Below are 26755 nucleotides of genomic sequence, written 5' to 3' on the forward strand. Positions count from 1 at the left end.
CGTTCAGCCCGCGATCAGGTGGTGAGAACCGACCAGTACTTCTCTTCGTCGTCGAGGATCTTGCCCGTGCCGCGCACCACGCACGTGAGCGGATCCTCATCCACGTGAATCGGCAGTCCGGTCTCCTGCGACAGCAACACATCGAGACCACGAATGAGGGCGCCACCACCGGTCATCACGATGCCACGATCGACGATGTCCGAGGCGAGTTCCGGCGGCGTGATCTCCAGCGCGCGACGCACGGCGTCGACGATCTGCTGAATGGGTTCCTGCACCGCTTCACGAATTTCGCTCGAGTGCACGCGCACCGTCTTCGGAATGCCCGACACGAGATCGCGACCCTTCACTTCCATCTCGCGCTCATCGCCCACCGGATACGCGGAACCGATCTGGATCTTGATCTGTTCGGCTGTGGGTTCACCGATCAGCAGATTGTAGTTCTTGCGCATGAACTGCACGATGCTGATATCGAGCTCGTCGCCGCCCGTGCGAATGGACGTGTCGCTCACGATGCCCGACAATGCGATGACGGCGATTTCCGTGGTGCCACCGCCGATGTCGATGACCATGTTGCCGGTCGGCGATTCCACGGGGAGCCCCACACCGATCGCGGCCGCCATCGGTTCGGTGACCATGAAGACTTCTTTCGCACCAGCACCCAGTGCGGAGTCACGCACGGCACGCTTCTCGACTTCGGTGATGCCTGAGGGCACACACACGATCACACGCGGCTTCACCTTGAAGACGTGTTTGTCGATGACCAGGGTGAGGAAATAGCGCAGCATCTTTTCCGTCACGTCGAAGTCGGCGATAACGCCGTCCTTCATGGGACGTACGGCCATGATGCCATCAGGGGTGCGCCCGAGCATGCGCTTCGCTTCGAGTCCCACGCCCTTGAGCTTCTTCGTCTCACGATCGAGCGCAACGACCGATGGCTCGTTCAGGACGATCCCCTCACCCTTCACATAGATCAGGGTGTTCGCTGTACCGAGGTCCACGGCGATGGCGTTCGCCGGGAAAAACGAATTGGACTTGCTGAAAGGCCAGAACATCCAGGGGGATCACGGGGCGGCGCCCCGATGAAAGGACGCCTTGATGAAGTGCGACAATGTCTCTCCCAGTAAAGTATCGGAGCACGCGAGAGCAGACAAGCTATTGTGTTATCGTGACCTAGCACACGAGGGCCACTGCCCGGAACGAACGAGCCGCAGGATCGACACCGGGTCGACCCTGCGGCTCTTCCCACGATGACGCAATCAGCCGACGAAGCTGGCCGGGTCGGTCATTTCGAGGCCGAACGACTCCGCCACACCACGATAGGTCACCTTGCCGGCCGACATGTTCAGGCCCTTGAGCAGCGCGCCGTTGTCCTTGAGCGCCTGCTTCCAGCCCTTGTTCGCCAACTGCAAGGTGTACGGCAGCGTCGCATTGGTCAGGGCCAGGGTGGACGTGCGCGGCACCGCGCCCGGCATGTTGGCCACACCGTAGTGGATGATGCCGTCCACCGTGTACGTGGGGTTCTCGTGCGTGGTGGGCTTGATCGTTTCCACGCAGCCGCCCTGATCCACGGCCACGTCCACGATGACCGCACCCGGGCGCATGCGCGCGAGGTCGGCACGACGCACCAGCTTCGGCGCCTTGGCACCCGGAATCAGCACACCACCGATGACCAGATCGCAGGTGCTGATCTGCTCGAGGATGTTGTGGCGGTTCGAGTGAATGAGCTGCACGTTGGCCGCCATCACGTCGGAGAGGTACCGCAGACGCTCCAGCGACAGGTCCAGCACCACCACCTTCGCTCCCAGACCAGCGGCCATCTTCGCGGCATTCACGCCCACGACGCCACCGCCCAGGATGACCACCTTGGCCGGCGCCACACCCGGCACGCCACCCAGCAGCACACCACGGCCGCCGTAGAGCTTCTCCAGGTACTTGGCGCCTTCCTGCACCGCCATGCGACCCGCCACTTCCGACATCGGCGTCAGCAACGGCAGCTCGCGGCTGGGCAGCTCCACCGTCTCGTACGCGATGCACGTGGCGCCGCTGGCAAGATGGGCCTTCGTGAGCTGCTCGTCGGCGGCGAAGTGGAAGTACGTGAACAGCGTCAGGTCCGAACGCAGGTACTGCCACTCGCTCGCGATGGGCTCCTTCACCTTGAGGAGCAGTTCCGCCTTGCCCCACGCGGTGGCCGCATCGGGCACGATCTGCGCACCCACGCCACGGTAATCGTCGTCCTCGAAGCCGCTGCCGATGCCGGCGCCAGACTCGATGAACACTTCATGCCCTGCAGCCGTCAGGGCCTCGGCTCCCGCAGGAACCAGGGCCACACGGTTTTCATTCGTCTTGATCTCTTTCGGTACGCCGATGCGCATAATCGAGGAAGGATGAAGAGGAGGGGATTATTGCTGAACCATCAGCGTACGGCCTTCGGGCCAAGGCTGACAAGAATGTGCCGATCGGGATCGAAAAAATCACGCGCTACGTCCCGCACTGTATCCTCGTCGATTGCATCGACAAGCGCCATCTGTTCGTCGACGGAACGGAACGGTTCGCCATAAAGAGCGGTCGTGGCCGCCCGGTACATCCTCGAGGACACCCCTTCCATCGAGAGCACCAGTTGACCCCGGAGCTGCCGCTTGCCGGCCAGCATATCGGCCTCAGGCAATCCCTCCGACGCGACTTCGCGCAGGACCTCCCGCACCGCGTCGAGCGCTTCCTGCGCGCTTTCCGGCGCCGTGGCCAGATACACGCCATGCACGCCCGTATCCGCGAAGGCGCTGCTGAACGTGTGCACGCTGTACGCCAGCCCCAGCTCTTCACGCACGCGCTGAAAGAGACGCGAGCTCATGCCACCGCCCAGCAGCATGTCGATCAGGGCAAACGCATACCGACGCGAGTCACCATGTGCGATACCCTGCCCACCCAACACGATGTGGGTCTGCGCGATGTCCTTGCGCTTCACATGCTCGGCATGCGGCCCGGCGGCTTCCACCGGATCGAGCGCGAACGGCGTCATGTCGCCACGTGCACGCGTCAACCAGCCGGCGCGATCGAGGACCTCGAGCAGTTGATCATGCTCCACGCGCCCCGATGCCGCGACCACGAGCCGGCCCGGATGATAGGCCCGCTCCTGCAGCGCACGGATGTGCGGGATGTCGAGTGACTTGACCGTGTCGCGGGTACCCAGAATGGCATACCCATGCGGATGATCACCCCACACCGCGCGATTGTGCACGTCGAAGATGATGTCGTCGGGCGTGTCTTCGACCATGCTGATTTCCTCGAGGATCACCTTACGCTCGAGCGCCAGGTCCTCCGGCTTCAGCAGCGGTTCGAAGATCAGCTCACCGATGACCGAGGCGGCCTCTCCGAGATGTTCGTCGAGCACACGCGCCTGATATGACGTGTGTTCCCGCTCGGTGTACGCATCGAGCGAGCCACCGAGTGTCTCGAGTGACAGCGCGATCTCCTGCGCCGAACGGGTGCGCGTGCCCTTGAACACCATGTGTTCGAGCAGATGCGAGACGCCCATTTCCTCCGGGCGTTCGTGCAGCGTGGCTGCACGCACCCACGCCCCAAAAGCAACCGACCGTGCTCCCGGAACTGCTTCCGAGAGCACGGTCAGCCCATTGGGCAGGTCCGTTCGGTGCAACTGGGGCGCCTCAGCGCCCTGTTTGTCAGCGCCGATCGCGACCACCGCCATTCCGTCCACCGCGTCCACCACGATCGCCACCCGAGCGCTCCCCGTCGTCACGACGCGGGCGTTCGCTTTGTGGCGGCTCATCGGGCATGCCTTCCGGCTTCGGCAGCAGCGCCTTCATGCTGAGGCGCAGGCGGCCACGCTCGTCGCGGTCGACCAGCTTCACCGTGACACGATCACCCTTCTTCACGACGTCTTCCGGCTTCTCGACGCGCTCCCAGCGCATCTCGGACACGTGCAGCAGGGCTTCGTTGCCAGGCATGATCTCGACGAAGGCGCCAAACGCCGTCACCGTCTTGACCGTGCCTTCGTACGTCTCGCCCACCACTGGCTCGGCCGTGATGGCCATGACCATCTGCTTGGCGCGCTCCATGCTGTCGCCACCCACGGCGGCGATGGTGACCGTGCCATCATCCTCGACGCTGAGCTCGGCGCCCGTCTCGTCCTGGATGCCGCGGATGTTCTTGCCCTTCGGTCCGATCAGTTCGCCGATCTTGTCGACCGGGATCTGCACCGTCACGATGCGCGGCGCGTACTTGGAGAGGTCTTCACGCGGCGCCGCGAGCGCCTTGTCCATCTCACCAAGGATGTGGAGACGGCCGGCCTTCGCCTGCGAAAGCGCCTCCTCCATGATCTTGATGTCGAGGCCTTCGATCTTGATGTCCATCTGGATGGACGTGATGCCATCCTTCGTGCCAGCGACCTTGAAATCCATGTCGCCGAGATGGTCTTCGGTGCCCAGGATGTCGGTGAGGATGGCATACCGCTCGCCTTCCTTGATCAGACCCATGGCGACACCAGCCACGGCGGCCTTGAGCGGCACACCGGCGTCGAACAGCGACAGCGAACCACCACACACCGAGGCCATCGACGACGAACCGTTCGACTCGAGCACGTCGGAGACGATGCGAATCGTGTACGGGAAGTCGGCGAAGTCGGGGAGCACGCCCTGCAGCGCGCGCTCGGCGAGGTTGCCGTGGCCGATTTCGCGGCGGCTGGTGCCACGCATCGGACGCACTTCACCGGTGGAGAACGGCGGGAAGTTGTAGTGCAGCATGAACGAGCGCGTGACTTCACCCGGCTCCTTGATGGAGTCGAGGCGCTGCGCGTCCTTGGCGGTACCGAGCGTCGCGGCGACGAGCGCCTGCGTCTGGCCACGCGTGAAGAGCGCCGAGCCGTGGGCACGCGGCAGTACGCTGGTGTCGATGCTGATGGCGCGCACTTCGTCCTTCTTGCGGCCGTCAACGCGGAGCTGGGTGTCGAGCACCTGCGAGCGCAGCTCGTGGTATTCGACGTCACCGAGCAGGTTGCCGATATCCTTGGCGTTGTCCGGGAACTCGACGAGCAGTCCTTCGGCCAATTCCTTCTTGGTGCGCTCGACCGCTTCGATGCGCGTGTGCTTGTCCTTCTGGTTCAGCGCTTCGCGGATGCGACCCGACGCGAGTTCCTTCACGCGCGTGGTGATGCCTTCCGGCGCTTCGGCCTTCACCCAGGACATCTTCGGCACGCGCACCTTGGCCAGCAGTTCTTCCTGCATGCCGATCAGTTCGCGGATGCCGTCGTGTGAGAGGCGCAGCGACTCGAGCACGTCCTCTTCGGACACCTCGAGCGAGCCGCCTTCGACCATCACGATGGAGTCCTTGGAGCCCGCGACGACCAGTTCCAGGTCGGAGAAGCCGAGCTGCTGGAAGGTCGGGTTGAGCACCCAATGTCCCTGCACACGACCCACACGCACGCCGGCGATGGGGCCGAGGAACGGGATCTTGGAGGCGTTCAGGGCGAACGATGCGGCGACCAGCGCCAGCACGTCCGCGTCATTCTCCTGGTCGGCGGAGATGACGTAGATGAACACCTGCACTTCGTTCTTGAAGCCTTCCGGGAACAGCGGACGGATCGAGCGATCGATGATGCGCGCCGCCAGGATCTCGTGATCGTGCGGGCGCCCTTCGCGCTTGATGAATCCGCCCGGGATCTTGCCGGCGGCGTAGGTCTTTTCCTTGTACTCGACCGTGAGCGGGAAGAACGGCAGCGGGCTCTGGTTCTCGCTCACCGTCACGGCGGCAAGGACCATCGTCTCTCCGAACTGGACCACGGCGGAGCCGGCGGCCTGCTTGGCCATCCGACCGGTCTCGATGACCAGGGGGCGTCCCGCGAAGGTCCGCTCAATTCTATGCATCATCTGCTTTTTAGCCTCATGAGAACGCAAATCGCGCGGGTAGCATGATTGCTCCCGCGCGATGCCCTGCCGCGATCCGGCTTAGTACCGGAGACCAAGGTCCTGCACGAGCGTGCGATACTGCTGCACGTCCGTACGCTTCAAATAGTCGAGGAGACGGCGGCGCTTGCCCACCATCTTGAGGAGACCACGGCGGCCGTGGTGATCCTTCGCATGCGTACGGAAATGACCCGTCAGGTAGTTGATCCGCTCCGTGAGGATCGCGATCTGTACGCGGGTCGATCCGGTATCCCCTTCGTGGGCCCGGAATTTGTCGATCGTGGTAGCCTTGTCGAACGCCATCGTCGTTGTATTCTCAGCCGTTCTCAGCGCATGTCATACGCAACGATTGCGCACAACTGCAGGTAGCAGGGTACCTTACTCCACTCCGCCCCGTCTGTAAAGGACCAACGCGTGCCTGACCGTTATCTGGGGCGATCTCTCGGCAAGTACCGTGTCACCAGGCTCCTGGGCACGGGCGCTTTTGCTTGGGTCTATGAAGCCGTCGACCAGGATCTCGAGATCCCGGTCGCGCTCAAGATCCTGCGCCCGGAATTTGCCGGCCAGGAGTCGGCGGAAAGCCGCTTTCGCCGAGAAGCCTCCACGGCGGCGCGCCTCAGGCACCCCAATATCGTCACCGTCCGCGACGTCGGGCAGATCGATGGCACGGCCTTCGTGGCCATGGACCTCTATCCGGTCACGCTGGGCCGTCGGCTCGCGCTCGTGGATCGGCTCCCCGAGCCGGAAGTGGTGCGCCTGGGGATCGGTATTGCGGCGGCGCTGTCGGTCGCCCACGCCAGTCAGGTCATTCACCGCGATATCAAGCCGGACAACATCCTGATCGACAGCGAGGGTGAGGCGGTCGTGGCCGATTTTGGCCTGGCCCGCGCCCTCACCGCGTCGAACTCGATGAGCGCCACCAATCAGGTGCTCGGCACGCCGCACTATTTCAGCCCCGAACAGGCCCGGGGCCAGGAACTCGACGGGCGCAGCGACCTCTACGCCCTCGGCATCACCCTCTATCGCACCGCCACCGGACAGATCCCCTTCGACGGGGATGACTGGTACGCCGTGGCTCGGCAGCACATCGAAGACACGCCCCCGTCGATGCGGTCGATCGTCCCCGAGCTCACGCCGGAGTTCGAGCAGGTGGTGATGCGGCTGCTGGCCAAAACGCCGGAAGAGCGCTTCCCGAACGCCCTGCAGGTGGTCGACGCGCTCGCGGCCTTGCCCAACGCGCCCGAGCGCAGTGCGGGAGCGCGCCGGATCGGGTCGCACACCATCGAGGCGTTCCGGCCACCGACCACCATCCGCCGCTGGTGGTGGGTGGGGGCGGCGGCCGTGATCGTGCTCGGCGGCGTCTGGGGCGTGCGGCACCCCTGGGACGGTGCTCCGGTGACTCCTGATGTCCGCCCCGACACCACACGGGTACCCGGCGATACCAGTGCGTCCACACCCGTGCGCGTGGATTCTGGGGCCACGCCGACCGTCGCGCCGCCCACCACCAGCGCCGCGACAGGCGCTCCGGTGATCAGGCGGCCCACGAGACCTGGCCCGGCACTGGCTCGCATCGAACTGACGGCACCCGATTCGGCAGAACTCTATGTCGACAACAAGCTGGTCGGATTCGGTCATTGGACCGGAGAGCATCCGGTGGTTCAGCGTGTCGAAGTGCGGGCGGTACTGCCTCACGCCTCGGTGAACTGTGAGACAGCCATGTTCGACACCGTGCTAACGGGGCTGCGGGCCGGCCAGCAGGCGGACGTCGAACTCGCCGTCCGCGATTGCGCCGTGGTGCGGTATGTGGTCAAGCCCCGGGATGCGCGGGTGTCCTTCACCCCACTCGATGGTGGCCGGATGCGCGAGTTGCGTGCTGACAGCGCGGCGGCCATGACCCTGCCCCAGGGGCGATACCTGCTGCGTATCTCCGCAAGGGGGTGCAGCACCTTTCAGGACACCGTACAGGTGACCCGGGTGTCCGGAGACGCCGCGATCTCCCGATCTCTCATCTGCTCCTGAGCGATCCGGACACCGATTCCGCGACGCGGCATCGGTGAGTTAGGGGGTGCGACAGGTGTCGCGTCTCTTGCGACGTCCGGGACCCCCTCCGATGCTTCCTGGGTAGCAGACTGCGACCAGGAGGGGTGGCCATGCGGGTGCAGGAGCTGTTGCCGGTCGAGGCGCGTGATCAGCGTTCGCTGAGTGATGCGTGGGAGCGCGTGGTGCGTGATGGTGCGGGAACGCTCCGTCGCGAGCCGCAGGTGCGCACCGCGGTGAAAGCGTCGTGGGAGCGTTCCCTGCACCGCGGCATCCTGCCCACGTTGCCGCGGGCGCCCATGCAGCTCGACGACGCGTCGCTCGCCGAACTGCGCGAGCAGGTCGACTGGCTCCCCCATGCCGAACTGGCCGTCCGTGCGCACGCGAGTGGTTCCGTGCTCGATGGTCACATCCTGGCGCTGTTCGACGACCGCGCGCGCATGTTGGTGGCCACCGGCGATCCCCGAGCGCTGGATGGGTTGGCGGATATCAACTTCCGTCCTGGGGCGTTGTGGAGCGAGGACGCGGTGGGCACCAATGGTCCTGGTACCGCGTTGGCGCTGGCGCGCGCCGTGCACATCGTGGGCGCCGAGCATTTCTGCGAGCGATGGCAGGGATGGCACTGCGCCGCGGCGCCGATCCGCGACCCGCTGACGCAGGATGTGCTCGGGGTGCTCGATCTCTCGGGGTTCCGCGAGAAGGCGCACCCGCACACGCTGTCGTTGGCCACCGCCATTGCCGTGGCGCTCGAGCAACGTCTGGCCGCGCGGGAGGCGGAGCGTCGGGTCACCCTGCTGCGTCAGTTCGGGTCACTGGTGGGGCGTTATCCCACCGATGCGATTCTTGTCGTTGATCGGGCCGGTGAGATCATTGCGTCATCGACCGCGGCCGAACGCATCGTACGTCGCCTGCAGGCCTCGGGGCACGAAGCCACCGATGTGCTGCGGGCCATGAGCACCAATGACGGACACACGGCCGGAGCCAACTGGCAGGCTCCCTCCCACACCATCATTCGCGATGCCTCGCACCCGATGCTGGGCGCCACCGCCGCGGTGCATGCCATGCACGATGGTCGCACGCCCATTGGGGCCTGTGTGGTGCTGCCACTGACTTCGGGGGCGCGCGATGCGCGCGTGCACACCACCGTGCCTGGTCATGCCGGTGCGCGCACGGCGGTGAGTACTGCCACGACAGCTCCGGCGCGTGGGAGTGATGGCGCGGTCCAGCGAGGTGCCGTGACAGGGGTGAGCGATCCTGGTCGTGACACCATCGCCCGCTCATCTTCCCGCTCGCCCTCGCGTGCGGGTTCGCCGCGACCTGCTGGCACACACATGGTGCGGTACACTCTCGATGCACTACGAGGCGCTGCCCCCGTGCTCGAGGAAGTGCGGCGTTTCGCCCGGGCCTGCGCCCGTACCGATCTGCCGGTGTTGCTGCTCGGTGAATCGGGCACCGGCAAAGAAGTCATCGCACAAGGCATCCATGCGGCCAGTCCGCGGGCCCATGCGCCGTTTGTGGCCGTGAACTGCGCCGCGCTCCCTCGGGAACTCGTGGAAAGCGAACTGTTCGGCCATGTCGCCGGTGCGTTCTCGGGCGCCCGTCGTGATGGAGCGATCGGCAAGTTCGAAGCGGCCGATGGCGGCACGCTGTTCCTCGACGAAATCGGTGAGCTGCCGCCCGCTGCACAGGCGGCCCTGTTGCGGGTGTTGCAGGAAGGGGAGATCACGCGACTGGGGGCAACATCCGGTCGGCATGTGGACGTGCGGATCATCGCCGCCACCAACCGCGACATCGCGAGTGCAATTGCCAGCGGGCAGTTGCGCGACGATCTGTATCACCGGCTCAATGTGCTCACGCATTCGTTGCCACCCCTGCGGGCACGCACCGGCGATGCGGTCCTGCTGGCGCGCCACTTTCTGGGCACCGTGAGCGGCACACTGGCCCAGGAATTTTCACCGGCGGTGCTGCATGCCTTCGAGCACTACCGCTGGCCCGGCAATGTCCGCGAGCTCGAGAATCTCGTGAAGCGTGTGGCCGCCTTGTCCGAAACGGCTATGATCACCGAGGATCTGCTGCCGGCGGCGCTACGTGATGTGGCCGCGCGGGCGCCGGCGAAACACTTCGAGGTCGGGTTTCAGACGACGACCGCCATCGACGATCTGGTGGCGGACCTGCCAGCCGGCGACGCGCTGCGTGAGCAGTTGCGCACGCGGTACGCGTCGCTCATTGCGTCACATGCCACCATGCGCGACGCCGCGAAGGCGATCGGGGTGACGCGCAGTACGCTCTACCGTCGACTGCAACGCATCGGACTCGCCCCCGGGCGTGGGGTGCGAGACACGGCCTGACGTCGTGGCGTACGGGCGCGCCAGGTGCTTCTGCTGGTGTCGCTGCTATGAGGCGTTAGCGGGCCACGACGGCCGTGCCGGCGCCCAGCAGGGCACCCAACCCGGCGCCTGACCAGAACGTGGGGCGCCGCCACCAGGGGCGTGCGGGCTCCACGATCAGCAGCACATGATCGCGTTTCACCAGGGACACCTGCGAGGTCACCTGCACGGTGGCGCGTGCGCCGTCGGAGGACACCACGCGCACGCGCGCCACGAGGGCATCACGCTGCCGTGGATCCACGGCGTAGCCCGAGAGGCCCGGCTGCAGCCACCGCGCTTCTTCCACGCGGAAGAGCGCGGTGCTGTCGGTGACGCTGTCGATTTCAAAGCGTGGCGCATTGCGGGGAATGCGCGCCATGGGCGCCTGGCTCGGCGTGGATTCCACGCGACCCCGGCCACAGCCCACGACCACCGCCGCCAGTGCGAGGCCGCGGAGCGTGACACCGCGGATCGACAGGCCATTCGTCGACATACGGCTCATCGGGTGAAGAAGGAGCGCACGTCGTTGAATGTCACCAGCAGAATGAGCGCCAGCACCGCCAACACTCCAACACGCGCCACCGCCTCACGCGTGCGCATGCTGAATTCACTGCCCTTCACCCGTTCGGCGAGCACCATGAGGATCTGCCCACCATCGAGCACGGGGATGGGCACGAGGTTCAAAATGGCGATGTTGAGGCTGAGGAACGCGATCAGCGACCACAGCGTCTCCGCGCCATTGCGCGCCGCTTGCACCGACGTGCGGGCAATCTGGATTGGCCCACCCAGATTTTTCGCCGACACTTCTCCCGACATGAGCCCGCCCAGCACCTGCACGACATTGCGGGCCATGGTCCAGGTGGCACGGGTGCCCGATGTGAGAGCGGCGCCCAGCGCCACGGGTTCTCGCACCACGGAATCACGGACCATGATGCCCACACGCCCCACCTTGCGCGGCGCCCCCGTCACCGGGTCGGTCGATTCGGCAATCTGCGGCGTGATCTCGCGGCGCAACGTGTCGGCACCACGCAGCACATCCAGCGATACCGAGCCGGAGGTGATCGGCGACACCCGGTCGAGGACCTGATCCCAACTGCGCACCTGTTCGCCGTTGATCGCGGTGATGCGATCACCCGATTGCAGCCCCGCCAATGCGGCCGGGGCACCGGGCACGACGGAATCGATCACTGCCGGCAGGTACGGATTGCCGTAGCGATAGTAGATCCCGCTCGACACCACGATCGTGAGCAGGATGTTCATGATCACGCCGGCCGCGAGGATGAACACCCGCGCGCTGGTGGACTTGCTCTCCACCCATCGATCGGCGGGCACGGCCTTCGGACCAAACGGCGCCATGCCGGCCGGATCCCACAAGGCCTCCGGCACCTCGGGGGGACGTTGTGACGCGACTCCCCCATCGAGCGATCCACGCTCGGCAGACGCACCTTCGATACCGGCGAGTGCTTCATCGTCACGGGAGGCCATGCGCACATAGCCGCCGATCGGGAAGATCGAGACCCGATAGTCGGTTTCGCCGCGCTTCCAGCCGAAGAACCGACGACCCCATCCCAGCGAAAACACGGGCGCATAGACGCCGGTGATCTTGGCCGCCATGAAATGCCCCAGCTCGTGCACAAACACCACGAGCCCGAACACGAGCAATGGAGCGATATAAACGGACAGTGACGCCATCGTTGTCAGGACCCCACCTTGGCATTGACGTAGTCACGCGCTGCCGCGTCAGCCGCGAGCAGCGCATCGAGCGTATCCCCCGGCATGGTGCCGAGTGCATCGACCGCGGCCGATACACACTGCACGATACCTGCGAATGGCAGACGCCCGTCAAGAAAATGTGCCACGGCCACCTCGTTGGCAGCATTGAAGACTGCCGGCGCCGCGCCACCCTGGCGCCCAGCGGCAATCCCCAATGCCAGCATCGGGAAATCGTCGTGACGTACCGCTTCGAACGTGAGTGAACCGAGCCCAACCAGATCGAACGGTGGTACGCCGGCGTCCGGCAGCCGTTCCGGCCAGGTCAGCGCGTACAGGATGGGGAGCTCCATGGAGGGAACACCCATCTGCGCCAACACACTACCATCGACGAACTCCACCAGCGAGTGCACGATGCTCTGTGGGTGCACCACCACGTCGATACGATCGTACGGGATGCCGAACAGGTGATGGGCTTCGATCACCTCGAGCGCCTTGTTGGCCAGCGTGGCACTGTCGATGGTGATCTTGCTGCCCATCTGCCACGTCGGATGCCGCAGGGCGTCCGACACGGTGGCCTGCGCAATGCGCTCGGAATTCCAGGTGCGAAACGGACCTCCCGATGCGGTAATGATCAACCGTCGCACGTCGGAGGGTTCTCGGCCGGCCAGGCATTGCAGGATCGCGGAGTGTTCACTGTCCACCGGCACGAGCGCTCCGCCATGACGGCGCGCGGTGTCGGTCACGATCTGCCCGGCCATGACCAGTGTTTCCTTGTTGGCCAATGCCACCCGCTTCCCGGCGGTCAGCGCCGCGAGCGTGGCCTCGAGCCCAGCGGCGCCCACCACCGCATTGATCACGATCTGCACATCGGGGCGCGTAGCGGCTTCGACGAGGCACGACCTGCCCTTCCCCCAGTCTTCGGGGAGTTCGTCCGTTGGCGGGGCCACCAGGCCCACGTACGCGGGCGAAAATTGTGCGACTTGCTCTTGCAGTGCGTCCTGATTGCTGTGCGCGGTCAACGCCACGGGCACAAAACGTTCGCGATGACGCTCCAGCACCCGAAGCGCACTGGTGCCGACCGAACCCGTGGCTCCCAGCAACGCCACGCCAACAGGTGGCGTGATCATAGACGACATGTCGGTGAGAGATCGTGTGGGCGCGTGCGCAGGAGTCTCGGCGTTTGCGCTCGCGATCACGTTCTCGGTGGCGATCATCGCAGTCCTGGCGCGGGAATCAACAGCCAGTCATACAGCACGTAGGCCGTGGGCAGCACAAAAAACAGCGAATCGAGTCGATCGAGCACGCCACCGTGACCAGGAAACAGCGTGCCGCTGTCCTTCACGCCCGCTTCCCGCTTGAGCAGTGACTCAGCCAGATCACCGATCTGGGCCGTCACGCTGATCAGCACACCAAATGTCACGACCCCGAGGGTGGTGAACGCGAGCTGGGCGTGCGGCACCAGCAACCACTGCATCAGGGCGTACGCCACGACCACCGTGGTGACGACGGCACCAATCGCACCTGCAATGGTTTTGCCGGGACTGACCGAGGGCATGAGCTTCCGGCCGCCAATCAGTCGTCCGCTGAAATAGGCGCCGGTATCACTGGCCCACGTGAGCACAACGGGCACGATCACCACCAACGCACCGGCCAGGTCTCCGACCGCGTAGTTGTGGTATCGCAGGGCATAGGCAAAGCTCAGCGTACCGCCGGTGTACAGCGCGCCGAACAAGGTGCTCGAAGTGGCTTCCAGCGGTTTGCCCTGTACACCACGCATCCAGATGCTGGCCGCAAGCAGGCCGATGGCCAGCATCGGCACGATCACCGCAATCGGCAGGTCTGCGACGCCGAGATACCGGGCATGGACGGCGAGTGGGATCAGCGCCGAGAGCGTGATGCCGATGGCTCCCATGGGCGTTCCGCCACCTTCACGGGCGATGCGATAGAACTCCCAGGCACCGATCGCCGCCATGGCGCTGAGCAACGTGGCGAGCGCCGCATCGCCAATCCAGATCAGGCCAATGGCGAGTGGTGCACCAATGAGGGCGACGATGACACGCCGCGCGAGTTCGTTCACGCGAAATCACCTGTGTGGAGGGGCGCCACCACCCGCAGTGCAGGCAGGCGCATCGTCACGTGCTCACACGGCCGAAACGCCGGTCACGGCGCTGGAAGTCACTGATCGCACCGTACAACGCGTGGCGATCGAAATCGGGCCAGTACAGGCTCGAGATGAACAGCTCGGCGTAGGCCACCTGCCACAGCAGGAAATTGGACAGTCGCTGCTCACCTGAGGTTCTGATCAGCAAATCGGGGTCAGGGCATCCGGCGGTATACAACCGCGCGCTGATCTCGTCTTCGGTGATCGCGTCCGCGGTCAGACGACCGGCGGCGACGTCGGCGGCCAATTGGCGTGTGGCGCGGACCAGCTCTGCCCGCCCGCCGTAGGAGATGAACAGATTGAGTCCGAGACGGTTTCCGGTGACCGTCTGCTCCATCACGCGGCGCACGGCGTTGGCGGCGGCTGGCGTGAGACGGCTCAGGTCACCATGCACGTACACTCGGACACCTTGCTGGGCGAGTTCGGCGGCTTCGCGCGCGATGTACTCCTCCAGCAATGACATCAGCGCTGAGACCTCCGTCTCGGGCCGCTGCCAGTTTTCCTGTGAGAAGGCAAAGAGCGAGAGCCATTCCACACCGGCTTCGAGCGCGCCTTCCACCACTTCCCGCACCGCTTTCATGCCGGAGCGATGCCCGAAGGCCCGCGGCATATGGCGCTCGCGCGCCCAGCGTCCATTGCCATCCATGATGATCGCAATGTGACGCGGCACCGCCCCATGCACACGAATGCGTGCCAGGAGTTCCGACGAAGATTCAGCCATGTCAGGTGAGGGCGGTGACGCGCACATCGACCATCCGTCCGCAGAGCGGACTCAAACCTCCATCAATTCGGCTTCCTTCGCCTTCACCAAGGCGTCGAGCTTGCCGATGAAGTCATCGTGGACCTTCTGCAGGTCCTTCTCCGTGTGCTTCTTGTCGTCTTCCGACACGCCATCGAGCTTCTTGAGCTTGTCGCGGCCATCCGTCCGGGCATGACGCACAGCGATGCGACCGTCTTCAGCCATCTTGTGCAGCACCTTCACCAGTTCCTTGCGACGCTGCTCGTTCATGCTCGGCAGCGGCACGCGGATCACACCACCCTGATGGGCGGGATCCAGGCCCAGTTCGGACTCACGGATGGCCTTTTCGATGACCTTGGCCTGCCCCTTGTCGAAGGGCGTGACCAGCAAGATGCGCGGCTCGGGAGCCGCGATCGACGCCACCTGATTGAGCGGCACGAACGAGCCGTAGGCCTCGACCTTGATGGTGTCCAACATGTTCGGGGACGCCTTGCCGGAACGCACGCTCGAAAACTCCTTCTTGGAGTTCTCGATGGCCTTTTCCATGCCGCTCTTGGCGTCCTTCAGGATCTGCGCGGTTGTGCTCATGGCGTATTCACGAAACCAGTGTCCCGACGCGCTCGCCGCGGACGGCGCGGACGATGGCTCCGGGGCTGTGGAGGTTGAGCACGATCAGTGGCAACTGATTCTCCTTGCTGAGCGTGATGGCCGTCTGGTCCATCACTCGCAGCTCTTCGAGCATCACGTCACGGTAGCTGATCGTTTCGTAGAACGTCGCGTTCGGGTCCTTCTTCGGATCGGCGGAATACACCCCGTCGACGCTGGTGGCCTTGATGATGACATCCGCCTTCATCTGGATGGCACGCAACACGGCCGCCGTGTCGGTCGAAAAATACGGATTGCCCGTGCCGGCGGCAAAGATCACCGTGCGTCCTTTCTCGAAATGCCGCAAGGCACGTCGACGAATGTACGGTTCCGCCAGCTCTTCCATCCGGATCGCGGTCATGACACGGGTGTCGAGCCCCTTCTTCTCGAGCACGTCCTGCAGCGCCATCGCATTGATGACGGTGCCGAGCATGCCCATGTAGTCGGCGCCCACTCGATCCATACCCATCTGGGAAAGCTGGGTGCCACGCACGATGTTGCCGCCGCCGATGACCAGGCCAAGCTGCACACCCATGCGGGCGACTTCCACGATCTGATCGGCAAAAAACCCGATCCGGTCGAAATCGAAGCCCACGCCGCGATCTCCGGCGAGGGCTTCGCCGGAGATCTTGAGCAGGATACGCGAGAAGCGCAGTGGCTTGCCCTCTGCCGCGTCTTGCGTGAGCACGTCGCTCACTCGGCGCCGAGCTGCAGGCGCGCGAAACGGTCGACCGTGATGGTGCCACCGGCCTTCTTCGCATAGTCGGCCACGAGCTGGCTGATCGTCAGCGCCGGGTCACGGACCCAGGGCTGGGGCAGCAGCGTCACGTCCTTCAGGAAGGCTTCGACCTTGCCCGTGGCGATCTTCTCGATCATCGCATCCGGCTTGCCGGCCTGACGGGCCTGCTCTTCGGCAATGCGACGTTCGCTGTCGATCTTGTCGGCCGGCACGCCACTGCGGTCCACCGCCACCGGCGCCGAGGCGGCGACGTGTTCAGCGATGTACTTGAGCAGTTCGCGCGTGGCTTCATGCGACGCCACGTCGGCCGACGAGGCCGTGATCTGCACGATGGTGGCGAGCTTGCCGTTGTGGTGGCGATACATGCCCACCTGGCCGTTCGCGCCGGCGTCGAAGCGCGCCGTGCGCTTGACGTTCACGGCTTCACCCGTGCGGGCGGAGGCGCCCTTCACGTACTCTTCCACCGTCTCGCTCGGGCTGGACGCCATCGGCTCACGCAGCATCGCTTCGATGTCCGCCGCCGTCGACTGCACACGGTGTGCGACGAGCGACGCCACCACCTTGCCGAAATCTTCATTGCGCGCGACGAAGTCGGTTTCACACGCCACTTCGAGGATCGCGCCCGACGTGCCGTCGTTGAAGATCTCGCCGCCGACGATGCCTTCGCTGGTCGAACGATCCGAGCGCTTTTCCGCCTTCGCGATGCCCTTCTTGCGAAGGTATTCCACGGCCGCGTCCATATCGCCGTTGGTCTCTTCGAGGGCCTTCTTGCAATCCATCATGCCGGCGCCGGTGCGCTGGCGCAGTTCAGCGACGGCCTTGGCCGTGATCGGGGTGCTCATCGTGGCGTCCTGTTGAAGCGGGTCTATTAAAAAGATCGATCTGCTGACTGGAAGGGGGTAGCCTGCACCCCAACTACACGAACGCCGCCGGGAGTTTCTCCGGCGGCGTCGTACTGCAACATCCTGAGGTGCGCCTGCGAATGAGGCGCACCCTGGGAAGGAACGACGTAACCGTCTGCGTTATTCCGCGCTCGGAGCGGGCGCGCTGTCGTCGCCGGCCGGGCTGTCGGAGCCGGGCTTGAGACGTGCAGCGATCGCTTCCGGCTTGGCCCGGCGACGGCGCGGACGACGGCCACCGCTGCGGTCATCACCACCACCGCTGTTGCCGCCACCACGGTTGTCACCACCACGATTGTCGCCGCCGCGGCCGCCACGGTCACCACGACCGGCGGGCTCGGTGCCACGATCGCTGCTGAACGTGTAGCTCTCCTGCTCTTCTTCGACGGCGCGCACGGGTGCTTCGCGGCGCGCTTCGTCGATCGTGTCGGCCACCACCTTCGCGATGAGCTCGACCGAACGGATGGCATCGTCGTTACCGGCGATGGGCACCGTGATCAGGTCGGGATCGGCGTTCGTATCCACGATGGCGACAATCGGCACACCGAGCTTGTTCGCTTCGGAGACGGCGATGCGTTCCTTCTTGGAGTCGATGATGAACAGCAGCCCCGGCAGGCGGTGCATCGACTTGATGCCCGACAGGTACTTGCTCAGCTTGTCGCGCTGGCGGCTCATGAGGAGCTGTTCTTTCTTCGTGTAGTTCGTGAAGCCGCCGCCTTCTTCGCTGCCGGCTTCGAGCTCCTTGAGCTTCTTGACCTGCTTCTTGACGGTCTGGTAGTTCGTCAGCATGCCGCCGAGCCAACGCTCGGTGACGAACATCGCGCCACAGCGTTCGGCTTCGTTACGCACGATGGCGGCGAGCTGGCGCTTCGTGCAGACGAACAGCACGTTTTCGCCACGCAGGACGACCTCACGGACCAGCTTCTGCGCCAGTTCGATCTGACGGAGGGTCTTCTGGAGGTCGATGATGTGAATGCCATTGCGCTCGGCAAAAATGAAGCGGCGCATTTTCGGGTTCCAACGACGGGTCTGGTGCCCGAAGTGAACGCCCGCGGCGAGCAACTGCTCGAGTGACGGAGTCGACATGATGATGGTACGTGAGGTTTGAATTCGTCCGTGATCGTCAACGTCCGTCGCGACCATCCCAAAGGGATTGGCACCCGCCACCGACTCGGACCACGTGTGAGATAGCTGGATGGTGTGGCCGGCACCGTAGTGCCGGCCATCCAGTTTTTAGCGCTTCGAGAACTGGAAGCGCTTACGGGCGCCAGCGCGGCCCGGCTTCTTACGCTCGACCTCACGCGCATCGCGCGTGAGCAGGCCGAACTCACGAAGCTTCTTGCGATTGGTCTCGTCGACCTGCACCAGTGCACGGGCCACCGCGAGGCGCACCGCACCGGCCTGACCCGACACACCACCACCGTCGATCGTGGCCTTCACGTCGAAACGGCCGAGCGTGTCGGTCAGCGTGAACGGCTGCTGGATGGCCGACACGAGCGTCGGACGCGGGAAGTAGTCACCGAGCGTGCGACCGTTCACCAACCACTTGCCGGAGCCCGGCGTGAGGTACAAACGGCACACCGCTTCCTTGCGACGACCAACGGACTGAATCTGCTCCGACATTACTTGGCCTCGGCCGAGGAGAAGGTGAGGGCAGCCGGGCTCTGCGCGATGTGCGGATGTTCCGCACCCGCGAATACGCGCAGCTTGCGACGGAGCACCTGACGTCCGAGTGCCGTCTTCGGCAGCATGCCGTAGACCGCCTTCTCGATCACCCGCTCCGGGTGCTTGGCCAGTACCGACGCAAAGGGCGTGTGCTTCTCATGGCCCATGTAGCCGGTGTGGCTGAAATACGTCTTCTGCTCCGCCTTGCGTCCCGTGACCTGTACCTTCGACGCATTGATCACGATGACGAAGTCACCCGTGTCCATGTGGGGCGTGTACATGGGCTTGTGCTTGCCGCGGATGATCTTCGCCACTTCTGACGCGAGCCGGCCCAGGACCATTCCTTCCGCGTCGACGACGTACCACCGACGGTCGATATCCTTCGGGGTCGCGCTGTAGGTCTTCATGCTAACGTGATCCGTGCTGGTAACCCGCCTAAACGCGGGCTACGCGCTTGCGAGGTACAGTGATGGGACTGATGGAGATCGCCGACATGCGCCGGATCTCCGACAGACTTATGAAAACTGACTTTGAACGGGATGCAAAACCGCATCGCTCCCAAACTACACAAAGCCACGACAAAATGCTCCCGCGGAAAACGGGACAGACCCTTAGCTTACTCAGACCTGAAGTGGCTGTCAATACAGGGCTTGAGTCGTGTGCCGGAGCCATGCGGTCCGCACCGCACTTGGTACGGAATTTCCCCCGCCGCGCCTTTCGCGACGCCCCCCACCCGCCCAATACTTAGGCCCTACGGCACGGCCCCATCCGTCCCTCTCCGGCCACCAGCCGGACGTGCCGTAGCCCCCCTCTCAGGAGCGATCAGCGATGTCGATGATGTCGGAGTTCAAGGAATTCGCCATGAAGGGCAGCGTCCTCGACCTGGCCGTTGGTGTGGTCATTGGTGGCGCGTTTCAGAAAATCGTCGACAGCCTGGTCACCGACATCATCATGCCGGTCGTCGGCGTGGCCACGGGCGGTATCGACTTCTCGAATCGCTTCATTGCCCTGAGCGGTGGCCCCTTCACCACCCTCGAAGAGGCCAAAAAGGCTGGTGTGGCGGCCATTGCCTACGGTCAGTTCATCAACCAGATCCTGACCTTCCTCATCGTGGCGTTCACCCTCTTCATGGTGATCAAGGGCGTGAACCGCATGCGCCGTACGGCGCCGCCGGCCAAGGTCTGACCTGACCGCCCGCCCGGATCGTCCCCTCAGGACATCCGGGCAGGCCCACGCCGCGGCCTCTGGCCACGGCCTTACGCCGCTGGCCTCCGCCGCTGGCCGACCGCCTATTCCGGCAGCGGCCCCAGATCCACCAGAATCGCGCCCTTCTCCACCGCCTGACCGGGTGCGACCCGGATACCGGTGACGACGCCGGCCGTGGTGGCCCGGAGCTCGTTCTCCATTTTCATCGCCTCGATCATCACGAGCCCCTGCCCGGCGCTCACGGTGTCACCCACCGCCACGGCGATGCGCACCACCAGCCCGGGCATCGGGGCGGTCACCGGGGCCGGCCCACTCGCCGCCGCCGACGCTGCCGTCAGATCCCGAATCGCCCGCATGCGCTCATCGAGGGCCTCGGCTTCCACCCGGGCGCCATCCACATCGAGCACCCAGCGGCCACGCTCACTGCCCCGGCGGGCCACCACCCGATGCACCTGCTCGCCCAACCGGACGAGCCGCACCGGCGTCCCCGCGATAGGCGTGAGCGCCACGTCGACGCGCTCCCCGTTGACGACTGCGTGCGCTCCGTCGAGCTCCACGGTGATTCGTTCGCCGTTCACATCCACGATGTACTTCACGCGGCCTCCCGCCCCTGCGATCGCTGCAACACACACACGGTCTCTACGTGTGCGGTCTGCGGAAACATGTCGAAACAGTGTACAGAAACGATGTCCCACGACGGCATGCGCGACAGATCGCGCGCCAGGGTCGCAGGGTCACAACTCACATAGACCACGCCCCGTGCCGGACGCATGATCTCATCTTCCAGCCAGGCCGTCACGCGCGCGTCCACACCGCGCCGCGGGGGATTCAGAACCACCACGTCGGGTGCCTGCACGTCGGTGGCAAGGCCCGGAATCGCCCGCTCCATCAAATCACACACCACCTGCGCACGACCAGCCACGGCCTCGCCGGCAGCGCGCAATCGCTCCTCGGTCCGGCGCGCACCCATGGCATCGGCTTCCACGGCGATCACCTCTCGACCCGCACGCGCCAGGCGCTCGGTCAGAAGGCCGGTGCCGGAATAGCCATCCACCACGCGTTGTGGGGCGAACTGGGTGACGGCGGCATACACATGCTCCCGCAGGGCATCGGCCACCCGCGCATTCACCTGCGCGAAGGCCAGCGCTTCGCTGGCTTCCGGGGCATCGCCCTCCTGCAGCGCCGCATCGCGGGTGCCGTCTTCCGCTTCCCACCACACGGCGCGCACCTGAGGCACTCGTCGCAGGACGGCGGCGCTCCACCGCTCGCGATCCGGCCACTGCGTGCCACCCTGCAGTACCACCGTCACCTTGAGGTCCGCGTCGGCAACCAGGGTGGCGTCGGTATCCAGCCGAAGTCCGAGCCGCAGGGAGTCCGCGTCCGGCATGGTCAGCGAACGATCCGTCAGCACGGCTCGGAGGGCATGCCATGTCTCGACCAGCAGGGGATGCGCGATCTCGCACTGTTGCAGGGCAAACACCCGACGGGCGTCGTCGTGTGGATGGAGTCCGCCGATCCATCCGCCACTGCGTCGTAGCAAAACGAGCGTGAGGCGTCCCCGGTAATGCCACTCCAGGTCGGACGTGATGGGCGGGAGTGCCACCTCGCGCCGACCGACACGCCGCAGCGTCTCCTGCACCATCTGCTGGCGAGCCTGACGCTGCGTGTCGGCATTGACGTGCTGCAACTGACAGGCGCCGCACCGATCCGTTTCGTAGTGCCCGCATCGGGCATCCACCCGGTGCGCCGAGCGCTCGAGCAACTGCAGCACACGTCCGCGTCCATGACGCGCATGCCGAGTATACGCGACCTGGGCCACATCGCCGGGCGCCGTGCGAGGCACAAACACCGCCATCCCATCCACACGCCCCACGCCCTCACCGCCGGCAGCGAAGCTGTCGATGGTGAGCACGGCGGTGTGCTCGGGAAGCGCCGCGCGCTCGCGACGCCCCCGCTGATGCTCTCGATGATGGTCCTGGCGACCGGGGCGACGACGCACCGTCAGCGCAGTCCTTCTTGGCGGGCCAGCGCGGCCCAGGCACTCGGCTTGGCTTCCGACGGCGCCACCGTGGCAGCGGACGCGCCGGTACCCGCCGGTGCTGATACCCGTCCGGCGGAACGTTCTTCATGCGCGACGAGCGCGGCCGCGATGGCGGCCAAGCGCAACGTTTCGGGATCGGTGTTCGGACCCGTCAGCGTCGCCAGACGCTGCTCGAGCCACTGGATGGTGATATCGCCACGCTGGAACTCGGCATCATCCATCACGCGCAGATGAAAGGCGCGCGACGATTCGATGCCGTCGATCGTGAGCTCGAGCAGCGCACGACGCATGCGCGAGATGGCGAGATCGCGCGTGGGCGCATGCACGATGAGCTTGGCCAGCATGGGGTCGTAATGCAGCCCGACCACACTGCCCGCTTCGATGCCACCGTCCCAACGCACGCCCGGGCCGCTTGGCAGATGCAGATATTCGATGCGACCGGTGCTGGGCAGAAACCCGTTGCTCGGATCTTCGCTCGTGATGCGGCACTCGATGGCCCACCCACGCGGCGTGAAATCCTTCTGCGCGAACGGCAGCGCTTCACCGGCCGCGATGCGGATCTGCCACTGCACCAGGTCGATCCCCATGACCAATTCCGTCACCGGGTGCTCCACCTGGATGCGCGTGTTCATCTCGAGGAAGTAGTACTGCCCATCCTTGTCGAGCAGGAACTCACACGTGCCCGCGTTCACGTAGCCAGCCGCCTTGGCAGCAGCCACCGCCGTCGCACCCATGCGGGCTCGCAGCTCCGGCGACACGGCCACACTGGGCGCTTCCTCGATCATCTTCTGATGGCGACGCTGCACCGAGCACTCACGCTCGCCGAGGTGCATGACATTGCCATGCGTGTCGGCGAGCACCTGGATCTCCACGTGGCGCGGGCCCTCGATGTACTTCTCGAGGTACACGGCATCATCACCAAAGGCGTTCTGCGCTTCACGACGCGCGGACGCGAGGGCATCGGCGATGTCCTCCTTCGCCCGCACCACGCGCATGCCCTTGCCACCGCCACCGGCGGCGGCCTTGAGCAGCACCGGAAAGCCGTACGATTCCGCGATGGCCAGCGCTTCGTCGGCGTCCTTCACGCCTTCCGCATTGCCGGGCACCACCGGCACACCGGCCGCGATGACCAATTGACGCGCGGCCGTCTTCGATCCCATCGCTTCGATGGCTTCCGCTGGTGGGCCAATGAACACCAAACCCGCTTCCCGCACGGCACGCGCAAACCACGCGCGCTCCGACAGAAATCCATAGCCCGGATGAATGGCCTGTGCGCCCGTGCGCAGCGCCACTTCGATCAAACGTTCCCCGACGAGATAGCTCTGGCTCGAGGGCGGCGGCCCCACCAGCACCGCTTCATCGGCTTCGCGCACATGCGGCGCCTCGGCGTCGGCCTCGGAGTAGACGGCGACGGTCTTGACGCCGAGCTCCTGGCAGGCGCGGATGACACGCAACGCAATTTCGCCGCGGTTGGCGACGAGCACCTTGGTGAACATGCCTGGCCTCAGAGCGGGAGATTGCCGTGCTTCTTCGCCGGATTGCGATCGCGCTTGCCCCGCAGTGACTCGAGTGCCTCGATGAGACGCGGACGCGTGTCACGCGGATCGATCACGTCATCGACATAGCCGCGAGCGGCTGCGATGTACGGGTTGGCGAACTTCTCCGTGTATTCTGCGACCCGGGCGTCCATGGCGGCCTGCGGGTCGGCCGCTTCGGCGATTTCCTTGCGATAGAGAATTTCCACCGCGCCCTTCGGACCCATCACGGCGATTTCGGCCGTCGGCCACGCCACGTTGAAGTCGCCGCGGATATGCTTGGAGCTCATGACGTCGTACGCGCCGCCGTACGCCTTGCGCGTGATGACGGTGAGCTTCGGCACCGTGGCTTCGCAGTAGGCGTACAGGAGCTTGGCGCCATGTTTGATGATGCCGTTGTGCTCCTGCGTCACACCCGGCAGGAATCCCGGTACATCTTCGAACGTGAGCAACGGGATGTTGAAGCAGTCGCAGAAACGCACGAAGCGCGCCGCCTTGAGTGACGCGTTGATATCGAGCACACCGGCCAGCACAGCGGGCTGGTTGGCCACGATGCCCACGCTCTGGCCACCGAGATGCGCAAAGCCCACGAGAATGTTGCCGGCAAAATCGGGCTGCACTTCGTAGAACGTGCCGTCGTCGACGATGCGTGTGATGACTTCCCGCATGTCATACGGCTTGTTCGGGTTCTCCGGTACGACGGAGAGCAGCGACTCTTCGCGGCGATCGCGCGGATCACGTCCGGTGCCACGTGGCGGATCATCCACGTTGTTGCTGGGCACGTAGCGGAACAGCTCGCGGATGTGCTGCAGGCACGCCAGCTCGGAATCACAGGCAAAGTGTGCGACGCCGCTTGTCCCGGCGTGTGTGTCGGCGCCACCCAACTGCTCCATGGTCACGTCTTCATGCGTGACGGTCTTCACCACGTTCGGGCCGGTCACGAACATGTAGCTCGTGCCACGCACCATGTAGATGAAGTCGGTGATGGCGGGCGAGTACACGGCACCACCGGCGCAGGGGCCGAGGATGGCCGAGATCTGCGGGATCACGCCGGAGGCCAGTGTGTTGCGCAGGAAGATGTCAGCGTAGCCACCCAGCGACACCACACCTTCCTGAATGCGCGCACCGCCCGAGTCATTGAGGCCGATCATCGGCGCGCCATTGCGCAGCGCGAGATCCATGACCTTGCAGATCTTGGCCGCGTGAGCCTCGGACAGTGATCCGCCAAAGACCGTGAAGTCCTGCGAGAACACATACACCAGTCGTCCTTCGATGCGGCCATGGCCGGTCACCACACCATCACCGTAGATCGGTGCCTCGCCTTCGGCGAGTGAACGGGCGGTGACAAAACGGTCCATTTCGACGAAGGAGCCTTCGTCGAGCAGGACATCAAGGCGCTCGCGGGCAGAGAGTTTGCCTTTGGCGTGCTGGGCAGCGATGCGGGCGGCACCGCCACCCTGTTCCGAAGCCTCGCGGGCGACGGCGAGTCGCTCGAGCTTGTCGCGCATGGAAGTCTGGGATGACTGGGTCATGGCGCGGGAAGCTAGCCCCCGTCCTGAGGCATTGGTAGCGATGGGCCAGGCCCCCCGCCTGCAATCGGCGCCTATTTCCCCTCGTCCCGCTCATGCCACGTCCCGGACGCGCCCTCTGGCCCCTATCAGGACCGCCTTCGAGGGTGACCCGTCAGGGGGCAAACGTCCGTGCCTGCTCATGGCGACTGTGCACATGGGCTCGCAGCGTCGCCAGCGCGCCGGTGAAGCTGGCTGCGTCAGACAGATAGGTCGCACCCGCCTGCTCCCCATTGGGGCCGATCGCATAGGGCGCGATGAGGGCGTGGTGGCGGTCCAGCAGGGCCTCCATGCGGCTGGGCGTGAACACCGTGGACTGGAAGACGGCCACGTGCTGCCGGTAAAGTGCGAAATACACCGGGTCGTCGGCGAGGAAACGCAGGAGCGGCCACTGCGTCCCGTTGACTTCGTTCATGGAGAGACTGAGCGCGAGGCTATTGGCGGTCAGTGCCTCGTTCATGTCCCACGGGATCCAGGTGAGCGCCTTGCCGGGCCTGTTGTAGAGATAGGCGTTTTGCGGCAGTGCACCGTACACATCCCAGTTCACCATGACGTTGTTGACGGCCAGGTACCGCAGAAAGTGGTCGACATCGAACGTGGCCTCGAGCGCTGTGCGCCATGCCAACGGATCGCTGCGTCGCGTGGTGTCGTGCAGCGCCGCGATGAAGGCCTGCACATCACGCCAGTCGTCGGCGTTTTGGTTGTTCTTCTTCTCGAGTTGATCGCGTTCGAACACGAGAAAGCGTGAGGTGGGTTTGTACACATTGCCCGTGTCGCTGCCGAACTGCGAGGCGAGCATGGTGTCCTCGATGATCTCCACCATGGTGTACACCCCCACGTATCGCGCGCCTTCACCGAAGTCGATATACACGCGATAGAACGCTGTGCGTGCTGCCGGCACGCCAGCGAGACGAAAGATGTCGGCCGCCGTCTTTTCGCGAATGAGTGACTGGTCACGAAAGTTCGGCGACATCGAGAGTTCCTTGAACCCATGGAATCGCTGATTGCGAATTTCTGGGTAGCGATCCTCGAAACGATCGAAGTTCAGCCGAAAGGGGAGCTTGTAGTTGCCGTTGAGCCATGCGGAGCCGAGCGAAGAATTGCCCTTCAGGCGAAAGCCCACATGAGACCAGGTGCGGCCATGCGAACGGAGGGTGACATCGATGTAGTCAGGGTCCTTGCGCGGAATGGCAAAGCCGGGACCTCTGGCGCCAAAATCGAATCCCCAGAGCGCGGTCATGTTGGCGCGCACGCTACTCCATTGCGCGGCCGTCATCTGTATGTCGAGGCGACGCACGACATCGTCTGCAAAGACCTCGGCGTAGTTCGGCGCTGCCGCAGATCCGTGCGAGGCCTCCGACCAGCCGTCATCCGTTTCCGGTGGCAGTGTGACGGTGGTGGTGGCGTCCGGACGGCATGACAGCAAGGCGCCGCACGTGAGGAGGCCGATGAGTTGCCGAGTGAACGACGGAAGAGCGCGCATACTCCACAATAGCAAAACGCGCGGGAGGCCGGATGACGGCGTC

24 protein-coding genes are annotated in these 26755 nt (G+C 64.9%); 3 read left to right on the plus strand and 21 right to left on the minus strand.

Annotated features, from left to right (window positions below):
• Nucleotides 1-14: 14 nt before the first annotated feature.
• The 5 genes from GAU_RS09025 to rpsO all read right to left on the minus strand — a co-directional run bounded on the left by GAU_RS09025 (nt 15) and on the right by rpsO (nt 6218).
• The gene (locus GAU_RS09025; RefSeq protein WP_012683250.1) at nt 15-1052 is read right to left on the minus strand and encodes a rod shape-determining protein; all 1038 of its coding nucleotides are present in this window, start codon (nt 1050-1052) and stop codon (nt 15-17) included.
• A gap of 204 nt (nt 1053-1256) precedes the next feature.
• Nucleotides 1257-2372 carry an alanine dehydrogenase gene (gene ald, locus GAU_RS09030; RefSeq protein WP_012683251.1) on the minus strand — a complete coding sequence of 372 codons (1116 nt, stop codon included), beginning with the start codon at nt 2370-2372 and terminating at the stop codon, nt 1257-1259.
• Between the two features lie 41 nt (nt 2373-2413).
• Entirely contained in the window at nt 2414-3754 is a 1341-nt protein-coding gene (locus tag GAU_RS09035) for a M16 family metallopeptidase (RefSeq protein WP_169307642.1), read from the minus strand.
• The gene (locus tag GAU_RS09040) at nt 3678-5876 is read right to left on the minus strand and encodes a polyribonucleotide nucleotidyltransferase (protein WP_012683253.1); all 2199 of its coding nucleotides are present in this window, start codon (nt 5874-5876) and stop codon (nt 3678-3680) included. The genes GAU_RS09035 and GAU_RS09040 overlap by 77 nt, the downstream gene beginning before the upstream one ends.
• A gap of 81 nt (nt 5877-5957) precedes the next feature.
• Nucleotides 5958-6218 carry a 30S ribosomal protein S15 gene (gene rpsO, locus GAU_RS09045; protein WP_012683254.1) on the minus strand — a complete coding sequence of 87 codons (261 nt, stop codon included), beginning with the start codon at nt 6216-6218 and terminating at the stop codon, nt 5958-5960.
• A gap of 111 nt (nt 6219-6329) precedes the next feature.
• Here rpsO and GAU_RS20720 point away from each other — a divergent pair, with 111 nt between their 5' ends.
• Nucleotides 6330-7934 (plus strand): serine/threonine-protein kinase, encoded by a 1605-nt coding sequence (locus tag GAU_RS20720; RefSeq protein WP_012683255.1) that lies wholly within the window; start codon nt 6330-6332, stop codon nt 7932-7934.
• 131 nt (nt 7935-8065) lie between these two features.
• Entirely contained in the window at nt 8066-10300 is a 2235-nt protein-coding gene (locus GAU_RS20725; protein WP_012683256.1) for a sigma-54-dependent Fis family transcriptional regulator, read from the plus strand.
• 55 nt (nt 10301-10355) lie between these two features.
• Here GAU_RS20725 and GAU_RS09060 read toward each other — a convergent pair whose 3' ends face one another.
• The 11 genes from GAU_RS09060 to rplM all read right to left on the minus strand — a co-directional run bounded on the left by GAU_RS09060 (nt 10356) and on the right by rplM (nt 19286).
• Nucleotides 10356-10820 (minus strand): hypothetical protein, encoded by a 465-nt coding sequence (locus tag GAU_RS09060; RefSeq protein WP_041265403.1) that lies wholly within the window; start codon nt 10818-10820, stop codon nt 10356-10358.
• The gene (rseP, locus tag GAU_RS09065; protein WP_012683258.1) at nt 10817-12010 is read right to left on the minus strand and encodes an RIP metalloprotease RseP; all 1194 of its coding nucleotides are present in this window, start codon (nt 12008-12010) and stop codon (nt 10817-10819) included. Before rseP ends, GAU_RS09060 begins: the two co-directional genes overlap by 4 nt.
• 5 nt (nt 12011-12015) lie before the next feature.
• Nucleotides 12016-13158 (minus strand): 1-deoxy-D-xylulose-5-phosphate reductoisomerase, encoded by a 1143-nt coding sequence (gene dxr, locus GAU_RS09070; protein WP_041266314.1) that lies wholly within the window; start codon nt 13156-13158, stop codon nt 12016-12018.
• 83 nt (nt 13159-13241) lie between these two features.
• Nucleotides 13242-14108: a phosphatidate cytidylyltransferase gene (locus GAU_RS09075; RefSeq protein ID WP_012683260.1), complete on the minus strand. Its 867-nt coding sequence runs from the start codon at nt 14106-14108 to the stop codon at nt 13242-13244.
• A gap of 55 nt (nt 14109-14163) precedes the next feature.
• Entirely contained in the window at nt 14164-14913 is a 750-nt protein-coding gene (locus tag GAU_RS09080) for an isoprenyl transferase (RefSeq protein WP_052574336.1), read from the minus strand.
• A gap of 51 nt (nt 14914-14964) precedes the next feature.
• Complete coding sequence (frr, locus tag GAU_RS09085) at nt 14965-15519, minus strand: ribosome recycling factor (RefSeq protein ID WP_012683262.1); 555 nt, start codon at nt 15517-15519, stop codon at nt 14965-14967.
• Nucleotides 15520-15526: 7 nt separating this feature from the next.
• Nucleotides 15527-16264, minus strand: coding sequence for a UMP kinase (gene pyrH / locus GAU_RS09090; RefSeq protein WP_012683263.1), 738 nt, complete (start codon nt 16262-16264; stop codon nt 15527-15529).
• 5 nt (nt 16265-16269) lie between these two features.
• Complete coding sequence (gene tsf, locus GAU_RS09095; protein ID WP_012683264.1) at nt 16270-17157, minus strand: translation elongation factor Ts; 888 nt, start codon at nt 17155-17157, stop codon at nt 16270-16272.
• A gap of 180 nt (nt 17158-17337) precedes the next feature.
• Nucleotides 17338-18300 (minus strand): 30S ribosomal protein S2, encoded by a 963-nt coding sequence (rpsB, locus tag GAU_RS09100; RefSeq protein WP_012683265.1) that lies wholly within the window; start codon nt 18298-18300, stop codon nt 17338-17340.
• A gap of 147 nt (nt 18301-18447) precedes the next feature.
• On the minus strand, nt 18448-18837 hold the full coding sequence (rpsI, locus tag GAU_RS09105; protein WP_012683266.1) for a 30S ribosomal protein S9: 390 nt from the start codon (nt 18835-18837) through the stop codon (nt 18448-18450).
• Nucleotides 18837-19286 (minus strand): 50S ribosomal protein L13, encoded by a 450-nt coding sequence (gene rplM, locus GAU_RS09110; protein WP_012683267.1) that lies wholly within the window; start codon nt 19284-19286, stop codon nt 18837-18839. The genes rpsI and rplM overlap by 1 nt, the downstream gene beginning before the upstream one ends.
• A gap of 421 nt (nt 19287-19707) precedes the next feature.
• On the opposite strand from rplM, the gene mscL reads away from it, so the two are divergent.
• Nucleotides 19708-20064 carry a large conductance mechanosensitive channel protein MscL gene (gene mscL / locus GAU_RS09115; protein ID WP_012683268.1) on the plus strand — a complete coding sequence of 119 codons (357 nt, stop codon included), beginning with the start codon at nt 19708-19710 and terminating at the stop codon, nt 20062-20064.
• A 104-nt stretch (nt 20065-20168) separates the two neighbouring features.
• Here the strand turns inward: mscL and GAU_RS22605 are convergent, their stop codons facing one another.
• From GAU_RS22605 to GAU_RS09140, 5 genes are all read right to left on the minus strand, one after another.
• Nucleotides 20169-20681: an acetyl-CoA carboxylase biotin carboxyl carrier protein subunit gene (locus GAU_RS22605; protein ID WP_012683269.1), complete on the minus strand. Its 513-nt coding sequence runs from the start codon at nt 20679-20681 to the stop codon at nt 20169-20171.
• Nucleotides 20678-22084 carry a 23S rRNA (uracil(1939)-C(5))-methyltransferase RlmD gene (rlmD, locus tag GAU_RS09125; protein ID WP_012683270.1) on the minus strand — a complete coding sequence of 469 codons (1407 nt, stop codon included), beginning with the start codon at nt 22082-22084 and terminating at the stop codon, nt 20678-20680. The genes GAU_RS22605 and rlmD overlap by 4 nt, the downstream gene beginning before the upstream one ends.
• Before the next feature lie 2 nt (nt 22085-22086).
• Nucleotides 22087-23622 carry an acetyl-CoA carboxylase biotin carboxylase subunit gene (gene accC, locus GAU_RS09130; protein ID WP_012683271.1) on the minus strand — a complete coding sequence of 512 codons (1536 nt, stop codon included), beginning with the start codon at nt 23620-23622 and terminating at the stop codon, nt 22087-22089.
• A gap of 8 nt (nt 23623-23630) precedes the next feature.
• Nucleotides 23631-25169, minus strand: coding sequence for an acyl-CoA carboxylase subunit beta (locus GAU_RS09135; RefSeq protein ID WP_012683272.1), 1539 nt, complete (start codon nt 25167-25169; stop codon nt 23631-23633).
• Nucleotides 25170-25344: 175 nt separating this feature from the next.
• Nucleotides 25345-26712 (minus strand): CotH kinase family protein, encoded by a 1368-nt coding sequence (locus GAU_RS09140; protein WP_012683273.1) that lies wholly within the window; start codon nt 26710-26712, stop codon nt 25345-25347.
• Between the last annotated feature and the right edge of the window lie 43 nt (nt 26713-26755).

The organism is Gemmatimonas aurantiaca T-27, from assembly GCF_000010305.1.
Taxonomy (GTDB): Bacteria; Gemmatimonadota; Gemmatimonadetes; order Gemmatimonadales; family Gemmatimonadaceae; genus Gemmatimonas; species Gemmatimonas aurantiaca.

Excerpts from the sequence above, each read along its gene's own strand:
- GAU_RS09025 (WP_012683250.1), bottom strand. The coding sequence starts at position 1,052 with ATGTTCTGGCCTTTCAGCAAGTCCAATTCGTTTTTCCCGGCGAACGCC.
- ald (WP_012683251.1), bottom strand. The coding sequence starts at position 2,372 with ATGCGCATCGGCGTACCGAAAGAGATCAAGACGAATGAAAACCGTGTG.
- GAU_RS09040 (WP_012683253.1), bottom strand. The coding sequence starts at position 5,876 with ATGCATAGAATTGAGCGGACCTTCGCGGGACGCCCCCTGGTCATCGAG.
- rpsO (WP_012683254.1), bottom strand. The coding sequence starts at position 6,218 with ATGGCGTTCGACAAGGCTACCACGATCGACAAATTCCGGGCCCACGAA.
- GAU_RS20725 (WP_012683256.1), top strand. The coding sequence starts at position 8,066 with ATGCGGGTGCAGGAGCTGTTGCCGGTCGAGGCGCGTGATCAGCGTTCG.
- GAU_RS09060 (WP_041265403.1), bottom strand. The coding sequence starts at position 10,820 with ATGAGCCGTATGTCGACGAATGGCCTGTCGATCCGCGGTGTCACGCTC.
- rseP (WP_012683258.1), bottom strand. The coding sequence starts at position 12,010 with ATGGCGTCACTGTCCGTTTATATCGCTCCATTGCTCGTGTTCGGGCTC.
- dxr (WP_041266314.1), bottom strand. The coding sequence starts at position 13,158 with ATGATCACGCCACCTGTTGGCGTGGCGTTGCTGGGAGCCACGGGTTCG.
- GAU_RS09080 (WP_052574336.1), bottom strand. The coding sequence starts at position 14,913 with ATGGCTGAATCTTCGTCGGAACTCCTGGCACGCATTCGTGTGCATGGG.
- frr (WP_012683262.1), bottom strand. The coding sequence starts at position 15,519 with ATGAGCACAACCGCGCAGATCCTGAAGGACGCCAAGAGCGGCATGGAA.
- tsf (WP_012683264.1), bottom strand. The coding sequence starts at position 17,157 with ATGAGCACCCCGATCACGGCCAAGGCCGTCGCTGAACTGCGCCAGCGC.
- rpsB (WP_012683265.1), bottom strand. The coding sequence starts at position 18,300 with ATGTCGACTCCGTCACTCGAGCAGTTGCTCGCCGCGGGCGTTCACTTC.
- rpsI (WP_012683266.1), bottom strand. The coding sequence starts at position 18,837 with ATGTCGGAGCAGATTCAGTCCGTTGGTCGTCGCAAGGAAGCGGTGTGC.
- rplM (WP_012683267.1), bottom strand. The coding sequence starts at position 19,286 with ATGAAGACCTACAGCGCGACCCCGAAGGATATCGACCGTCGGTGGTAC.
- mscL (WP_012683268.1), top strand. The coding sequence starts at position 19,708 with ATGTCGATGATGTCGGAGTTCAAGGAATTCGCCATGAAGGGCAGCGTC.
- accC (WP_012683271.1), bottom strand. The coding sequence starts at position 23,622 with ATGTTCACCAAGGTGCTCGTCGCCAACCGCGGCGAAATTGCGTTGCGT.
- GAU_RS09135 (WP_012683272.1), bottom strand. The coding sequence starts at position 25,169 with ATGCGCGACAAGCTCGAGCGACTCGCCGTCGCCCGCGAGGCTTCGGAA.
- GAU_RS09140 (WP_012683273.1), bottom strand. The coding sequence starts at position 26,712 with ATGCGCGCTCTTCCGTCGTTCACTCGGCAACTCATCGGCCTCCTCACG.